11 protein-coding genes are annotated in these 14833 nt (G+C 70.2%); 3 read left to right on the forward strand and 8 right to left on the reverse strand.

What is annotated here, in order from left to right; translation table 11 throughout:
* Positions 1-58 precede the first annotated feature (58 nt).
* Entirely contained in the window at positions 59-1162 is a 1104-nt protein-coding gene (locus tag Q7W82_RS20085; protein WP_242160057.1) for an ATP-binding protein, read from the reverse strand.
* Positions 1159-1887, reverse strand: a complete 729-nt coding sequence (locus tag Q7W82_RS20090; protein WP_242160056.1) for a response regulator — start codon at positions 1885-1887, stop codon at positions 1159-1161. The genes Q7W82_RS20085 and Q7W82_RS20090 overlap by 4 nt, the downstream gene beginning before the upstream one ends.
* A gap of 225 nt (positions 1888-2112) precedes the next feature.
* On the opposite strand from Q7W82_RS20090, the gene Q7W82_RS20095 reads away from it, so the two are divergent.
* The gene (locus Q7W82_RS20095) at positions 2113-3189 is read left to right on the forward strand and encodes an efflux RND transporter periplasmic adaptor subunit (protein ID WP_242160055.1); all 1077 of its coding nucleotides are present in this window, start codon (positions 2113-2115) and stop codon (positions 3187-3189) included.
* Positions 3190-3204: 15 nt separating this feature from the next.
* A complete protein-coding gene (locus Q7W82_RS20100) occupies positions 3205-6336 on the forward strand; it encodes a multidrug efflux RND transporter permease subunit (protein ID WP_242160054.1) in 3132 nt (1043 codons plus the stop codon).
* Between the two features lie 158 nt (positions 6337-6494).
* Here the strand turns inward: Q7W82_RS20100 and map are convergent, their stop codons facing one another.
* The gene (map, locus tag Q7W82_RS20105; RefSeq protein WP_242160053.1) at positions 6495-7271 is read right to left on the reverse strand and encodes a type I methionyl aminopeptidase; all 777 of its coding nucleotides are present in this window, start codon (positions 7269-7271) and stop codon (positions 6495-6497) included.
* Positions 7268-7480: a ParD-like family protein gene (locus tag Q7W82_RS20110; RefSeq protein ID WP_010340731.1), complete on the reverse strand. Its 213-nt coding sequence runs from the start codon at positions 7478-7480 to the stop codon at positions 7268-7270. The genes map and Q7W82_RS20110 overlap by 4 nt, the downstream gene beginning before the upstream one ends.
* Positions 7481-7935: 455 nt before the next feature.
* Here Q7W82_RS20110 and Q7W82_RS20115 point away from each other — a divergent pair, with 455 nt between their 5' ends.
* Positions 7936-9018, forward strand: coding sequence for a macro domain-containing protein (locus tag Q7W82_RS20115; RefSeq protein ID WP_242160052.1), 1083 nt, complete (start codon positions 7936-7938; stop codon positions 9016-9018).
* A gap of 139 nt (positions 9019-9157) precedes the next feature.
* On the opposite strand, the gene Q7W82_RS20120 is transcribed toward Q7W82_RS20115, so the two are convergent.
* The 4 genes from Q7W82_RS20120 to Q7W82_RS20135 form a co-directional block, all read right to left on the reverse strand.
* A complete protein-coding gene (locus tag Q7W82_RS20120; RefSeq protein WP_242160051.1) occupies positions 9158-10462 on the reverse strand; it encodes a sorbosone dehydrogenase family protein in 1305 nt (434 codons plus the stop codon).
* The gene (locus tag Q7W82_RS20125) at positions 10455-10898 is read right to left on the reverse strand and encodes a DUF2231 domain-containing protein (RefSeq protein ID WP_242160050.1); all 444 of its coding nucleotides are present in this window, start codon (positions 10896-10898) and stop codon (positions 10455-10457) included. Before Q7W82_RS20125 ends, Q7W82_RS20120 begins: the two co-directional genes overlap by 8 nt.
* A gap of 185 nt (positions 10899-11083) precedes the next feature.
* Positions 11084-12259, reverse strand: coding sequence for a LacI family DNA-binding transcriptional regulator (locus tag Q7W82_RS20130; protein WP_242160049.1), 1176 nt, complete (start codon positions 12257-12259; stop codon positions 11084-11086).
* 75 nt (positions 12260-12334) lie between these two features.
* Positions 12335-14779 carry a GH92 family glycosyl hydrolase gene (locus tag Q7W82_RS20135; RefSeq protein WP_242160048.1) on the reverse strand — a complete coding sequence of 815 codons (2445 nt, stop codon included), beginning with the start codon at positions 14777-14779 and terminating at the stop codon, positions 12335-12337.
* Positions 14780-14833: the final 54 nt, after the last annotated feature.

Here is a 14833-nt window from a genome sequence, read left to right on the forward strand (position 1 = left end):
AGCCAGTGCTCAACCGACACACGTGCGCCGTCACCAGCGGCCGTGTGACGGGCACGTCTCAAGGCAAGGCCGGTGCCTGGGCCGCGCACACGATGGTCTGCGACGCCGCCAGCGGCCAGCGCACTTCGAACCGCGTCCCGCTGCCGGCGGGCAGGCACCGCGCATCGCCGCCATGCGCTACCGCAATCGCCTTGACCACCGCCAGGCCCAGGCCGCTGCCGCCGCTCTTGCGCGAGCGCGACGGATCGCCGCGGCGGAAGGCATCGAATACGCGCGCGGCGATCTCCGGGGCGATGCCGGGGCCGGTGTCCTCCACGTACAGCACGCACTGGCCCGCCTGCGCGTGCACGCCGACCCGCAGGGGGCCCGGCTCGGCGTAGTGCTGCGCGTTCTCCAGCAACGCCATCAGCGCCTGGCGGATGCGCACCGCATCGCACAGCACCGGCGTGTGCAGCGCCAGCGAGGATTCCAGCCCCAATCCGCGCGCGGCCAGGCTGGCGGCGAACGCATGCAGCACCGCCGCCACTTCCTGGGCCAGGTCGGCCGGCGCCTGCTGCAACTCCAGGTGCCCGCTGTCGGTGAGGCTGAGCACGCGCAGGTCCTCGATCAGCCGGTTCAGGCCTTCGACCTGCCGCAGCAGGCTCTCGAACGCCGCCACGTCCGGCGCGAACACGCCCTCGGCCAGGCCCTGCAGGCGTCCGCGCAGGATCGTCACCGGCGTGCGCAGTTCGTGGGCGACGGCGGCATTCCAGAACGCGCGCTCGCGGGTCATCGCCTGCAGGCGATCGGCCATGGCGTTGAAGTCGCGCACCAGTTGCGCGGTCTCGCCCAGCGCATGCGCGTCCATGCTCGCGCGCGCATGCAGATTGCCCTGGGCGACTTCACGCAGGCTGTGCGCCACCGAGTTCAACGGGGTCAGGATGCGCCGCGACAGCCGCACCGCCACCGCCACCGCGATCGCCACGGCCAGCGCCGCGGTGGCGCCCATCCACATCATTTCGACGTGCGACGGCACCCACGTGTCGGAGATGCTGTCCGGCTGGTAGGCCACCGCCAGCGCATAGAACACGTAGGAGCCGACCACCGACAGCAGGATGATCCACAGCGCCAGCGCGCCCAGCGACAGGATGACCTGGCGGCGCAGCCCGGGCGCGCGGTTCATGTGCCGGACCCGAAGCGGTAGCCGACGCCACGCACGCTGGCCGGCGTGCCCTGCACGCCCAGCACCTCCAGTTTCTTGCGCAGCTTGCTGATGTGGCTGTCGATGGTGCGCTCCTGGGTGTCGCCCTCCGGCAGGCAGGCGTCGAGCAGCTCGGCGCGGCTGAACACCCGCTTCGGCGCGCGCATCAGCCGGACCAGCAGCCTGAACTCGGTGAGCGTGAGGTCCAGCGTGTGCCGGCCCTCGCCCACGCGCACGCTGGCCTCGTGCTGGTCCAGGTCGATGTGGAAGGCGCCCACGCGCAGGCTGCGTGCCTCCTCCGCACCGTTGCCGCGGATGCGCCGCAGCACCGCCTGCACCCGCGCCACCACCTCGGCCGGGTTGAACGGCTTGACCACGTAGTCGTCGGCGCCCAGGCGCAGGCCCATCAGCTTGTCGATGTCCTGGTCCAGCGCGGTGAGCATGATCACCGGCGTTTCGCCGCGGTGGCGCAGTTCGGCCAGCACCTTCCAGCCGTCCACCGCCGGCAGTTGCACGTCCAGCAGGATCAGGTCCGGGTCCAGCGCCAGGTGCAGTTCCAGCGCGGCACGGCCATCGGCGGCATGCGCGGTACGCAGCCCGCTGCGCGCCAGGTAGGCGATCAGGATCTCGGCGATCTCGCTCTCGTCTTCGGCGATCAGGACCAGCGGCGCGGACGCGGGCGCGGCGGCCGGAGAGGAAACGGACATGGCGTGGCGGCGGGAAACATGTCGGCCCGAACGGGCGGATCTCCATCATATCTCCACACAGCATCGAACGCCGCGCAACCCGCGGCCGCGACCATGTGCGGCTTTGGCGTCCGCCGCATCCGCGGCGGCAGCGACGAGGCACGACGTATGGGCATGCGGCAACAGGGACGGACTCTGGGCATCGGTGGGGCGCTGGCGTTGGTCCTGTCCGGCTGCGGTGGCGGCATGCAACCGCCGCCGGCGGCCACACCGGTGCAGGTGACCGCGGTGACCCTGCAGCCGACACCGATGACGGTGAGCGTGGACCTGCCCGGGCGCGTGGCCGCGGTGCGCAGCGCGCAGATCCGCCCGCAGGTCGGCGGCATCGTGCAGCGCCGCTTCTTCGAACAGGGCGCCGACGTGCGCCGCGGCGATGCGCTGTTCCAGATCAATCCGGCGCCGTTCAAGGCCGAGGTGGACACCGCCGCGGCCGCACTGCATCGCGCCCAGGCCGCGCAGATCCTGGCCGACGTGCAGCACGCACGGCTGCAGCGCCTGCTGGAGTCGGGCCTGGTCAGCCGGCAGATGTACGACGACGTCGCCTCGCAGCGCACGCAAGCCACCGCCGCGGTGGCCGAGGCGCAGGCGACGCTGGCGCGGCGACGGCTGGACCTGGCCTTCGCCCGGGTCGATGCGCCGATCGGCGGTCGCATCGACCAAGCGCTGCTCACCGAGGGCGCGCTGGTCTCGCCCAACGACAGCGCGCCGATGGCGGTGATCCAGCAGATCGACCAGGTCTACGTCGACGTGCGCCAATCCGCAGCCGACCTGGACCCGCTGGATCCGGCCGCGCGCGCGCAGGCCGCCGCCGGCGATGGGCTGCCGGCGCAGATCCTCGACCGCAGCGGCACGCCCTCGGGGGTGAGCGGGCACGTGCTGTTCTCCGGCATCAATGTCGATGCCGGCACCGGCGACGTGTTGCTGCGCATTCTGGTCGACAACCCGCAGCGGCGCCTGCTGCCGGGCATGTACGTGCGGGCCAGAGTGCCGCGCGCCCATTACGCACAGGCACTGCGCGTGCCGCAGCAGGCGATCACCCATGTCGGCAAGCGTGCGCAGGTATGGGTGCTGGACGCCGACGCGCGCGTGCGCAGCGCGACAGTGCAACTGGGCGAACTGGTGCAGGGGCAGTACCGCGTCGTCGCCGGCCTGCAGGCCGGGCAGCGGGTAGTGGTCGAGGGCATCGACCGGCTCAACGCCGGCGCGCGGGTGGACGCACGCGCATGGCAGCCGCCGGTGGCCGCCACCGCGGCCGCGGACTGAGCCAGGGACGCCGCCATGCCACAGTTCTTCATCGAGCGCCCGGTCTTCGCCTGGGTGATCGCGCTGTTCATCGTGTTGTTCGGCACCCTGGCCATCGGCCAGTTGCCGGTGGCGCGCTATCCGTCGGTGGCGCCGCCCTCGGTGTCGCTGTACGCGGCCTACCCCGGCGCCACGCCGCAGACGCTCAACGATTCGGTGGTGAGCCTGATCGAACGCGAACTCTCCGGGGTCAAGAACCTGCTGTACTTCGAGTCCTCGGTGGACAGCTCGGGCAGCGCGCAGATCACCGCCACCTTCAAGCCCGGCACCGATCCGGAACTGGCGCAGGTGGACGTGCAGAACCGGCTCAAGGCCGTGGAGCCGCGGTTGCCGCAGGCGGTACGGCAGAACGGCCTGCAGGTGGAATCGGCTGCCTCCGGCTTCCTGATGCTGGTCGGCCTGACCTCGCCGGACGGGCGCTACGACGAAGTGGCGCTCAACGACTATCTGGCGCGCAACATCGTGCAGGAGCTGCGGCGCATCGACGGCGTCGGCCGCGTGCAGTTGTTCGGCGCCGAGCAGGCCATGCGCGTCTGGGTGGACCCGGACAAGCTCATCGCCTACGGCCTGACCATGACCGAGCTGGCGCAGGCGATCGAGCAGCAGAACGTGCAGATCGCGCCCGGCCGCCTCGGCGACGCGCCCGCCGTGCCTGGGCAACGCCTGAGCGTGCCGCTGACCGTGGCCGGGCAACTGACCACGCCCGCGCAGTTCGCCGACATCGTGCTGCGCGCCGGCAGCGACGGCGCACGGGTGACCCTGGGCGACGTGGCGCGGGTGGAACTGGGCGCGCAGTCCTATGGCTTTTCCAACCGCGAGAACGGCGCCGCCGCCACCAGCGCGGCGATCCAGCTCTCGCCCGGCGCCAATGCGCTGCGTACCGCGCAGGCGGTGCAGGCGCGGCTGGCGGAGCTGGCCGCGAGCATGCCGGCCGGCATGGCGTACTCGATCCCGTTCGACACCGCGCCGTTCGTGAAGCTGTCCATCCAGCAGGTGCTCAAGACCCTGCTCGAGGCGATGGTGCTGGTGTTCCTGGTGATGTACCTGTTCCTGCAGAACGTGCGCTACACGCTGATCCCGGCCATCGTCGCGCCGATCGCGCTGCTGGGCACCTTCGCGGTGATGCTGCTGGCCGGCTTCTCGATCAACGTGCTGACCATGTTCGGCATGGTGCTGGCGATCGGCATCATCGTCGACGACGCCATCGTGGTGGTGGAGAACGTCGAACGGATCATGGCCAGCGAAGGCCTGCCGCCGCGGGAGGCGACGACCAAGGCGATGCGCGAGATCACCGGCGCGGTGGTCGGCATCACCCTGGTACTGACCGCGGTGTTCATCCCCATGGCCTTCGCTAGCGGGTCGGTGGGCGTGATCTACCAGCAGTTCACCCTGGCGATGGCGGTGTCGATCCTGTTCTCGGCGTTCCTGGCGCTGACCCTGACCCCGGCGCTGTGCGCCACCCTGCTGCGCCCGGTCGCGTCCGGCCATCACGCCAAGCGCGGTGTCTTCGGCGCGTTCAACCGTGGCTTCGAGCGCCTGGCGGGCGGCTACGCCACGCGCGTGACCTGGCTGCTGCGACGCGGCGCGCGGGTGATGGCGGTGTTCGCGGCGCTGTGCGTGGCGCTGGTCCTGGCGATGCGCATGCTGCCCTCGGCGTTCCTGCCGGAAGAGGACCAGGGCTACTTCATGACCTCGATCCAGTTGCCCACCGGCGCCACCAGCGAACGGACGCTGGACGTGGTCGAGGCGTTCGAGCGGCATGTCGCCACGCGCCCGGCACTGGCCTCGAACCTGGTGATCCTGGGTTTCAGCTTCTCCGGCTCGGGCACCAACGCGGCCATGGCCTTCACCATGCTCAAGGACTGGGACGAGCGCGACGGTGCCAGCGCGCGCGACGAAGCCGAGCGCGCGCAGCAGGCGATGGCGACGCTGCCCGAAGGCACGGTGATGAGCCTGCTGCCACCGGCCATCGACGAGCTCGGCACTTCTTCCGGCTTCACCCTGTACCTGCAGGACCGCGGCAACCGCGGCGAGGCGGCACTGCTGGCCGCCCAGGCGCAATTGCTGGACCTGGCCGCGCGCAGCGACGTGGTCAGCGACGTCTATGCCGACGGCCTGCCACCGGGCAAGAGCATCCACCTGGAGATCGACCGCCAGCAGGCCGAGGCCATGGGCCTGTCGTTCGCCGCGGTCAGCAACACGCTATCGGCGGCGATGGGCTCGCTCTACGTCAACGACTTCCCCAACGCCGGCCGCATGCAGCAGGTGATCCTGCAGGCCGACGCCGCATCGCGCATGCAACTGGACGACGTGCTGGACCTGCGCGTGCGCAGCGACGGCGGCGGCATGCTGCCGCTGCGCGAAGTGGTGCACGCCAGTTGGACCGACGCCCCGCAGCAGTTGATGCGCTTCCAGGGCTTCCCGGCCCTGCGCATCGCCGGCGGCGCCGCGCCCGGCGTGTCCAGCGGCGCGGCCATGGCCGAGATGGAACGGCTGGCCGCGCAACTGCCGCCCGGCTTCGCCGTGGCCTGGACCGGGCAATCGCTGCAGGAGCGGCAGTCCGCCGCGCAGGCGCCGCTGCTGATGCTGCTGTCGGCGCTGGTGGTGTTCCTGGTGCTGGCGGCGCTGTACGAGAGCTGGTCGATCCCGCTGTCGGTGCTGCTGGTGGTGCCGCTGGGGCTGCTCGGCGCGGTGGCCGCGGTCATGCTGCGCGGCCTGCCCAACGACGTGTTCTTCAAGGTCGGCCTGATCACCATCATCGGCCTGTCGGCGAAGAACGCCATCCTCATCGTCGAGTTCGCCAGGCAACTGCACCGCGACGGCCAGGGCCTGGTGGAGGCCGCGACCAACGCCGCGCGCCTGCGCCTGCGCCCGATCCTGATGACCTCGCTGGCCTTCGCCCTGGGCGTGGTGCCGCTGATGCTGGCCAGCGGCGCCAGCGCCGAGACCCAGCACGCCATCGGCACCGGCGTGTTCGGCGGCATGGTCAGCGGCACCGTGCTGGCGATCTTCTTCGTGCCGGCGTTCTTCGTCTGCGTCGTAGGGCTGCAGGAGCGCGTGGCGCGCTGGCGTGCGCGGCGCCGCGGCGGTGCGTCGGCCGAGAACTAGGCCGGCATGCCCATGCGTCGAGCCAACGCGCCGCTGGCGCTGCCGCCCCTCTCCGTAGGAGCGGCTTCAGCCGCGACGCGATTAGGCACGACGAGGAGATCGTCCCCCATCATTGCGCAGCATCGCGCGCACCCGCGCCACCCTACCGATCGCCGTCCTCACTCCACCCGACACAGCGGCACTTCCCCCGGCCGCAAGGTCAGCACCCGCACGCCGCTGGCGGTCACCGCCACGGTGTGCTCGAACTGCGCCGAGAGCTTGCCGTCGCGCGTGTGCACCGGCCATTGCTCGGGCAGCGAACGGATCGCCGCACGCCCCTGGTTGAGCATCGGCTCGACGGTGAACACCATGCCCTCGCGCAACTCCAGGCCGGTGCCAGCGTGACCGTAGTGCAGGATCTGCGGTTCCTCGTGCATGGCGCGGCCGATGCCGTGCCCGCAGTACTCTTTGACCACGGTGTAGCCCTGCGTGCGCGCATGCCGCGCGATGGCGTGGCCGATGTCGCCCAGCCGCGCGCCGGGACGCACCGCGGCAATGCCCTTCCACATCGCCTGGTAGGCGGCCTGCACCAGCCGCCGCGCCGGATAGGCCACTTCCCCCACCAGGTAGGTGGTGCTGGAGTCGGCGATATAGCCGTGCTTCTCCAGCGTGATGTCCAGATTGACGATCTGCCCATCGCGCAGCACATCGTCGGCCGACGGCACACCGTGGCAGACCACGTCGTCGATGGAAGCATTGAGCACGAACGGGAACCCGTACTGGCCCTTGCTCGCCGGCCGTGCGCCCAGCTCGTCCACGATCATCCGTTCGACCAGATCGTTGAGTTCCAGGGTGCTGCGGCCCAGCAGCGACATCCCGTCCAGCCGGGCGAACACCTGTGCCAGCAGGCGCCCGGACTCCGCCAGCAGCGCCAGCTCGTCCGGCCGCTTGATCACGTCCGCCCCGGCGTCACCGCCTGCGGCCGCACCCCCGCCGCGCGCAGCTCGCGCGCCACGATGTCCTGGAACGACAGCTCCGGATTCATCTCGCACAGCATGCCGACCTTGATCCAGAAGTTGGCCTGCGCGTTGATCGACCGGCTGGTCACCGTGCAGGCGCGGCGCAACTGATCGTGCAGGTCGTCGTCGATGTTGACGATGCCCATGAGTGGGCTCCCGAAATGGAGAATATATGAATCGTATACGATTCATATATGGCCAGCAAGCCGCCCACGTTGTTGTTCTGCCCAGATCAGCCGCGACGAGGCATCGCCGGTAACCCGTCGCGGCTGACGCCGCTCCCACGACGGAGGCTCGTTGCCATCGATGGGAGGCCTTGCGTCGGCGATCGCATGCAACCCGCACCGTCCCCACTGGGTCGCCAATCTCAAGACATGAGACGCTGCTGCCGCATGCTCGCGCGCTCCCCGCTGCTGCCATGGCCGCCTTTTCGCTGCAGGACGTTGTTTGCGCACGTGCGCTGACGCGTCGTCACCGCGGCCGCGCCGGCCCGTCCTGGGCCAGGCCATGCACGGCGCCCACCGCACCCGCGGCGCGTGCTGCCCGTCGCGGGCGACCGGTCGGCGCTGGCTCGGGGATTTCTCCATCGACGGATCGCAGCATGTTCAAGGCACGTATCGGCGACCTGTTCGCCAGCCACGCCCAGGTCTACGCGAATGCGGTCAATTGCGCCGGCATCATGGGCAAGGGCATCGCGCAGGAATTCAAGCGGCGCTACCCGGCCATGTTCGAAGACTACGCGGCGCGCTGCCGGGAGGGCCGCGTGCGTATCGGCGAACCGTACCTCTATCAGGATGCCAGCGGCATCCGCATTCTCAATTTCCCGACCAAGCGCCATTGGCGCGCGCCGTCGCGGCTCGAGGACATCGCCGCAGGGCTGGACTACCTCGCCGCGCATCTGCGCGAATGGGACGTGCGCAGTCTTGCCCTGCCGCCGCTGGGGTGCGGCAACGGCGGCCTGGCCTGGGGCGAGGTGGGTCCGCTGATCTACCGCGGACTCGCGCACCTGCCGGTCGACATCGAGGTCTATGCGCCCTACGGCACGCCGCTGGCGCAGCTCGAGCCCGCCTTCCTGTCGCAGCCGGCGCATGGGTCGGCCGAGGGCACTGGCACGCGGGTCGCGCCCCAGCCAGGCTGGATCGCGATCATGGAAGTGCTGCGGCGGCTGCAGGCCCGGCCGGAGGCGCGGCCGCTCGGGCGTACGCTGTTCCAGAAGCTCTGCTGGGCCATGACCGAACTGGGCGTGCCGACCGGGCTAGCGTTCGGCAATGCCGACCGCGGACCGCGCCAGGGCGATGTCCGGTCCATCCTGACCGACTTGGCCAACCGCAACTGGCTGCACGAGCAGCCGCAGGGACGCACCATGGCGCTGCGCGCCTCGCCCCAGTACGACAAGGAGCATGCCCGGTTCGCCAAGGCATATGCGTCCTACGAAGCGGAAATCGCCAAGGCCGTGAACCTGTTCGCCCGGATCAGGAACACCGACCAGGCCGAAGACCTCATGACGGTGTTCCAGGCCGCACGCCATCTCCAGGCGGCGCATCCCGGACAGCTGCACGACGCACAGCAACTCCTTGCCCACTTGCGTGACGCACAGGCGATTGGAGAATCGGAAGAAGCCAAGCGCGCGGCGGCAGCGGCGATCGACACGCTGCTGGCGGCAGATTGGATCCGCTTGCGCTGAGCGTGGCGCGCTACCACGCAGGTGTTGCAGCACGAACCTCCGCAATGCGGCACGGCGTCATGGCCGGCGCCCGTGCAGACCGCTGCATCGCGTGCAGGCGCCGCAGCTCACGTACAGGTGAGCGGCGTCACGCGATCGGTCAGAAACGCACGCGCCAGACGCTGTTGCCGACGTCGTCGGCAATCAGCAGCGCGCCGTCCTTGTCCTGCGCCAGGCCGACCGGGGCACCGAACAGCTGCGACTCGTCCTGCGAGTGGAAGCCGCTGACCACGGTCTGCGGTGGGCCGGCCGGTCGGCCCTGCTGGAACGGCACGTACACCACCTGGTAGCCGCTGAGCGGCGAGCGGTTCCAGCTGCCGTGCTCGGCCACGAACGCACCTTCGCGGTACTTCGCGGGCAGCGTATCGCCACGGGAGAACCACAGGCCGAGCGCAGCCACATGCGAGCCCAGCGCGTAGTCCGGCTTGATCGCCTTGGCCACCAGGTCCGGGCGCTGATCCTTGACCCGCACATCCACGTTCTGCCCGTAGTAGCTGTAGGGCCAGCCGTAGAAGCCGCCGTCCTGCACCGAGGTCAGGTAGTCGGGTACCAGATCGGCGCCTATCTCGTCGCGCTCGTTGGCGATCGCCCACAGCTTGCCGGTGCGCGGCTCCCACTGCAGCCCGGTCGGATTGCGGATGCCCGAGGCGAAGATGCGGCTGCTGGCCGAGGCCACGTCCACTTCCAGGACGGCCGCGCGGCGGTATTCCACGTCCAGCCCGTTCTCGCCGATGTTGCTGTTGGAGCCCACGCCGACGTACAGCTTGCGTCCGTCGGGGCTGGCCAGCAGTGCCTTGGTCCAATGGTGCTCGATCGTGCCGGGGAGATCGGCGAACAGCGTGCCGGGCGCGGTGATCTCGGTCTGACCCGCGACGTAGGGGAACTTCATGATGTTGTCGGTGTTGGCGACATACAGCGCATCGCCGATCAGCTGCACCCCGAACGGCGAGTGCAGCCCCTTCAGGAACGCATGCTGCTCCCACCGGCCGTCCGCGGTCCTGCGCAGCAGGGTGATGCGGTTGCCGCCCTTGGCGCTCTTGCCGGAGCGGCTCTGGACCAGCCCCGCGATCAGTTGCTTGGGCGTGGTGACAGGTTCCATCCCCGGCGAATTGGCTTCCACCACCAGCACGTCGTCGTTGGGCAGCACGTACAGCTGGCGCGGATGTTTCAGGCCACCGGCGATCTTCTCGATCTTCAGGCCCGCCGCCACCGTGGGCGCCTGCCCCTCCTTCCAGCCCACCCCCTCGGGAACCTGCATCGGCGGCAGCAGGAAGTTGCGCGGCTGCGGCAGCGGCGGCGCGTTGCCCGCCTGCTGGGTCGGCTCGAGCGAAGCCTTGCCGCTGCAGGCGGCCAAGGCCACCGCGCCGCTCAGCGCGAAGACGGACATGCGCAGGCGCTTAGCCATGGGCGTAGCCCTCGCGTGGCGTGGTGCGGATGGCGATGAGCACATGCCCGATCGCCAACAGCGCGACCGTGGCGATCGAGAGCCAGAGCCCCGCCGGGACGACCGCATACGCGTCGCGGCTGTGCACGAAGGAATTGAAGATGGCGGCGACGATGGCGAGCAGGTTCAGCCAGAAGTCGAGCCGTTCCACCGGCAGCGTGGAGCGCCGCGCGGTGATCCAGACCTGCACCAGGTTGATCAGGCGCGGCACGATGGCGATGACCAGCCCGATCGCGATCAGCCAGGCCGCCGCCTTGGTCCACAGGATCACCCCGCTGCGAACGTAGACGATGTCGAAGATCAGTGCGGCGACGAAGCAGCCGAACGGGATGGGATTGAGCAGGCCGTAGAAGGCGTTGGCCACCACGGAACGGCGCGGTGCAGTCTGCAGAGGCATGAAACGGCTCTCGACGAAAGGAAGAAGGGGGCGAAGCGCTCGCTCACCACGAACCCGCGGAACGTGCCGCTGTGAGGGTGAGACCCACTATCTGCCCGCCCCTGTCTAGAGGGCGTCGCGATGGCACTGCGCGCGCCGGCGCGCCATCCCACATCGTTGCCGCGGCCGCAGCCGCGTTCGCAGCGCTAGGTGCGCGCGGGCGCGACCGGCGCTCCGCTGCTCTCGCGCACCGACAGGCTCACCGGCACGATCGTCCTGCGCGGCGGTACGGCCGCGTCCAACCGCTCCAGCACCAATTGCGCCGCCTGGCGGCCGCGGGCGCGCGGCTGCGCGGCGAGCGTGGTCAGGGCGGGCGTGCTCACCGCGGCCTCGGGGATGTCGTCGAAACCGGTGATCGCGAAGTCCCGGCCAGGGCGGATGCCGCGCGCGAGCAGGCCCAGCATCAGCCCGAGCGCGACGGTGTCGTTGTAGCAGACCGCCGCAGTGGGCGGCGCCTCATTGGCGAACAATTCGCCATGGCGCGCCGCCGCTTCCAGACGATTGGGCGCCGACTCGATCAACCAGGCCGGGTCGACCGGCAGCTTGGCCTGCCGCATCGCCTGCGCGTGGCCGGCGCGACGCTGCCGGCAGGAACTGGAGTCGGCATGGCCGCCGTAGAAGGCGATGCGGCGGTGGCCGAGCGCAATCAGGTGCTCGGTGGCCAGTTGCGCACCGCGCTGGTTGTCCAGGCCGAGGAAACTCCAGTCGTCGGCGCCGGCGAGTTCGCGGTTGAACAGCAGCACGTTCGCGCTTGCACCCAGCACGGTGTGCAGTTCCGCAGCGTCGCTGCCCTCGGCCGGCGACAGGATCACGCCGGCCGGGGTGTGTTCCATCAGCGAGCCCAACACGGCCTGCTGCCGCGCGGGCGATTCGCCGGTGCTGCCGAGCAGGGTCACGTAGCCCTGCTCGCCCAGCGCCTCGTCCACCCCGGCGGCGAACTCGGCGAAGAATGGATTGGCCAGGTCGTTGATGACCAGGGCCACGCAGGTCGAGGTGCGCCGGCGCAGATTCGCGGCGCCACGGTTGTAGACGTAGCGTTGCCGCTTCAGCTCCGCCTCCACCCGCGCGCGGGTGTCGGCATGCACCAGCGGGCTGCCGCGCAGCACCAGCGACACGGTGGCGCGCGAGACCCCGACCGCATCGGCGATGTCGGTGACGGTCACCACGCGCTGCCGGTCGCGCACAACGGCAGCCGGCGTGGCCTTCGCAGACTTCTTCGCCTTGTCCGCATGCTCCGCCGCAACCGGCGCCGCCTTGCGCGCTGCGGCCTTGGCAGCGTTGGAGCCTGCGGATCCGTCACGGGATGGACGCTTCTGAGGCATCGGATCGATTCCTTTCGGACGAGGCGCCCAGCCTAAACCATCGGCTGCGCGCCCCTGCCGCGAGACGGCACGGACTCAGTGCCAGCGCAGGCTGGCGGTGGTGTTCGGCGCCGCGCACGGCGACACGGGCAGGTCCTGCGGCTGCGTGCCCCACCCCTGCGGCTGCGGCGCGTCGCGCAGGTCGAAGCGCAGACGGCCGCCCTGGCGCAACTGCGCCCAGTCCAGCCACACCGGCGCATGCGCACGGCCATCCAGCGACACGCCCCCGACATAGCGCAGCTTGCCGTCGCCGGCCTGCGGCGCCTCGATGCGCAGCGTGCGACCTGGCGCCACGTCCAGGTCGACGCGCGAGAAGCGCGGCGCGTGCAGCAGGAACTGCCCGGTGCCCGGCACCGCCGGATACAACCCCATGACGCTGAACAGGTACCACGCCGACATCGTGCCCAGGTCGTCGTTGCCGGTGACGCCGTTCGGCGCGTTGGTGAACAGCGTCTGCGCCGCATGCAGCACGGTGCTGGTCTTCCACGGCTGGCCGATCAGCGTGTACATCCACGGCGCATGCAGGTCGGGCTCGTTGTTGGGGTTGTAGCGGAACTGGCTGTAGTAGCTGTACGGCCCCACCACCCATTCCTTGCGCGCGGCGCCGGCCGGGTCGGCCAGCAGCGCGTCGTAGGCGAAGAACGCGTCCAGGCGTCGCCCGGTCTGCTCGGGCCCGTGCATCGCCTCCACCAGGCCCGGCACGTCCTGCTGCGCCAGCCACTGGTACTGCCAGGCCGTGCCTTCGTGGAAGCCATGCTGCGAGCGCGGATCGTAATGGCCATCCGACGGCGTGTACCACGCGCCGTCCTCGGTGCGCGGCCGCGGGAAACCGGTGAAGCCGGTGTCCGTGTCGCGCACCGACGGATCCCAGATCGAACGCCAGTTGCGCCCTCGGCGGTTCAGCACCGCCGCGTCCTCGGCATGGCCCAATGCGCCGGCCATGGCCGACAATGAACAATCGGCCAGTGCGTACTCCAATGTCGCCGAGCCGCCGTGGTGCGGGTCGACATCCATGCCCTTGGACGGGAACGCGCGGTCGTACTCCACGAACCCCTGCGCCAGGTAGTTGGCATTGCCGGAGCGCCCGGCATGCCGCGAGTTCAACGGCGGCATCTCGAAGGCGTTGCGGCGCAGCGCGGCGTAGGCCTCGGCCTCGCGGCCCTGCAGCGCACCGAAGCGCCACAGGTCGACCAGGAACAGCGTGACCGGATCGCCGGTCATGACATTGCTCTCGAAGTTGGCGTAACCCCAGCGCGGCAGCCAGCCGCCTTGTGCATTGATCGCCAGGATCGAGCGCGCGATGTCGGCGGCGCGCTGCGGCCGCAACAGCGCCAGCAACTGGTTCTGCGAGCGGTACGTGTCCCACAGCGAGAAGAACTCGTGATAGGTCCAGCCATCGGCATGGTGGATGCCGTCGTCGTAGCCGCGGTAGCGGCCATCGGCGTCGCTGCCGGTGAGCGGCTGCAGCAGCGCGTGGTACAGCGCCGTGTAGAACACCACGCGGTCGTCGCCACTGCCGCCGTGCACCCGTACGCTGGCCAGTTCCTTGTCCCACACCTGCTGCGCGCGGGCACGCATGGCGTCGAAGCCGAGCAGGCGGCCGTTGGCCATGCCCTCGCGGCGCAGGTTGTTGCGCGCGCCCTCGGCATCCACGTGCGAGATCGCCGAGATGGCGGTGACCGCACGGCCCTTGCCCAGGTCGAAGGTGAGCCACGCGCCACTCGGCTTGCCCTCGCCCTCCATGCCGTGGCGCGAGCCCGGCACGCCACCGGCCTCGCCCCAGGTACCGAAGGCCTTGAACGGACGATCGAACTCCAGGCGGAACCAGGTGGTGTACTGGTGGCCGCCGCAGAAGCTCTGCGTCACCAGCTTGCCTTCGACCACGCGGTCGCCGACCACGGTCAAGGTGCTGCCGGTGACCGTGTGGCGGGCGTTGGCCTGGCCGATGTTGACCAGCACATGGCCGTCGCCCGAGGTGGAGAACGTGTAGCGCTCGGCCGCGGCGCGGGTCAGTGCGGTGGCTTCGGCGTCGATGCCACCGTAATCGGTCAGCCGCACCTTGTAGTAGCCGGCCTGGCCGCGCTCGCCGTCGTGCTGGTAGCGCGCGCCATAGCGCGTGTGGTCGAACGCCTTCGGATCGTCCGTATCGAAATCACCGCCGGGACCGATGCGCCCGGTCACCGGCAGCACCGAGACCTGCCCACCCTGTTCCCAGCAGCCGGCTCCGGACAGGAAGGAATGGCCGAAGCCGCGGATCTGCGGATCGTCGTAGCGCCAGCCGGCGTAGTGCGCGCCGATCGGGCTGACCTGGATCATCCCGAACGGGGCGGACGCGCCGGGGAAGGTGTTGCCGTCGTCCTTGCTGCCGATGAAGGTGTTGACCTCGGCACTGAGCCGCGGCGCGGCAGCCAGCGCCGGCGTCACCAACAGCAAGGACAGGGCGAGTGTGCGCAGCAGGGAAGGCAGCGGGGAAGACGTCATGCGATGGGTCCTGTGGTGAACGACCGCGCAGGCGCGACGGCGCGATCGTGGACG

The sequence above is a fragment of the Xanthomonas indica genome (genome assembly GCF_040529045.1).
GTDB lineage: Bacteria > Pseudomonadota > Gammaproteobacteria > Xanthomonadales > Xanthomonadaceae > Xanthomonas_A > Xanthomonas_A indica.